Source organism: Sphingomonas sp. (genome assembly GCF_035555815.1).
Lineage (GTDB): Bacteria > Pseudomonadota > Alphaproteobacteria > Sphingomonadales > Sphingomonadaceae > Sphingomonas.
The window spans coordinates 1-1,506 of record NZ_DATMGG010000162.1; the positions used below are offsets into that span (position 1 = coordinate 1).

Sequence of the window (1,506 nt, forward strand, 5' to 3'; positions counted from 1 at the left end):
TCGCGCCCGACGACACCACCTTCGCCTATCTGAAGGGGCGCCCGATGGCGCCGGCGGGCGAGGAGTGGGACCGCGCGGTCGCCGCGTGGCGCCGCCTGCCGACCGACGCCAACGCCGCCTATGACCGGGTCGTGCGCATCGACGCCACCGATATCGCGCCGTCGCTGACCTGGGGCACCAGCCCGGAGGACGTGGTGGCGATCACCGGCGTGGTGCCCGATCCCGAAAGCTTCGCCGATCCGTCGAAGCGCGCCGCCGCCGCGCGCTCGCTCGAATATATGGGGCTGACGCCGGGGCTGGCGATGCAGGACGTGCCGGTCGAGCATGTCTTCATCGGCAGCTGCACCAACAGCCGGATCGAGGATCTGCGCGCCGCCGCCGCGGTGGTGAAGGGGCGCCACGTCGCCGACCGCATCCGTCAGGCGCTGGTCGTCCCCGGCTCCGGGCTGGTCAAGCGCCAGGCCGAGGCGGAGGGGCTCGACCGCATCTTCGTCGAGGCCGGGTTCGACTGGCGGGAACCGGGCTGCTCGATGTGCCTGGCGATGAACCCGGACAAGGTGCCGGCGGGCGAACGCTGCGCCTCCACCTCGAACCGCAATTTCGTCGGACGGCAGGGGCCGGGCGCGCGCACCCACCTCGTCTCGCCGGCGATGGCCGCCGCCGCCGCCGTGACGGGGCGTCTTGCCGATGTGCGCGAATTGATGGGAGAGACCGCATGAAGAGGGTGATCGTGCTGCTCGTCGCCGGAACCTTGGTCAGCGCCGTCGGCGCGGTGTGGGCGACCGCCCACCCGAAGCCCACGGCCGATGCACGATTGCGCGCGCATGGTTGATCCGGTCGTCTCGGTAGAAGGCACCGCCTATCCGTGGGGCGCGAAGAACGTCGACACCGACGTCATCATTCCCGCGCACTGGCTCAAGACGATCAGCCGTGAGGGGATGGGCAAGGGCGCGTTCGAAACGGTGCGCGCCCAGCCGGGCAACCTGTTCGACGATCCGCGCTATGCCGGGTCGCCGATCCTGATCGCGGGTGAGAATTTCGGTTGCGGTTCCAGCCGCGAACACGCCGCCTGGGCGCTCGGCGATCTGGGGGTGAAGGTGGTGATCGCGCCCAGTTTCTCCGACATCTTCTCGGGCAACGCGGTCAAGAACGGCATCGTGCCCGTCGTGCTGCCGCAGGAAGCGGTCGACCGGCTGGTCGAGGTGGCACGGGACAATCCCGTCACCGTCGATCTTGAGACGATGACCGTCACCACCCCTTATCAGGATCGCTTCGCCTTCACCCTCGATCCGTTCCGCCGCATGTGCTTGATGCAGGGGCTGGACGAGATCGGCTTGACCTTGGCGCAGGATACCGCGATTTCGAATTTCGAATCGGGCATGGCGCGGAGCCGCCCGTGGATCGAGAGGAGAAGCGGTCATGCGGGCATTGCTGTCGGAAGTAGCGGGCGGACCTGAAACGCTGAAGCTGGCGGAGCTGCCCGATCCGGTGGCGGGCGCCGGCCAG

General features: G+C 69.0%; 2 protein-coding genes. Both read left to right on the forward strand.

The features are described 5' to 3' along the window. A partial coding sequence (locus VNR91_RS08995; protein WP_325490428.1) for an aconitase family protein occupies positions 1-719 on the forward strand: 719 nt, incomplete at its 5' end. Positions 720-824: 105 nt separating this feature from the next. Beyond that, the gene (leuD, locus tag VNR91_RS09000) at positions 825-1,457 is read left to right on the forward strand and encodes a 3-isopropylmalate dehydratase small subunit (protein WP_325490429.1); all 633 of its coding nucleotides are present in this window, start codon (positions 825-827) and stop codon (positions 1,455-1,457) included. The last annotated feature ends 49 nt before the right edge of the window (positions 1,458-1,506 follow it).

Bases quoted from the DNA above. Each gene is read 5' to 3' on its own strand.
- leuD (WP_325490429.1), top strand. From the start codon at position 825: ATGGTTGATCCGGTCGTCTCGGTAGAAGGCACCGCCTATCCGTGGGGC.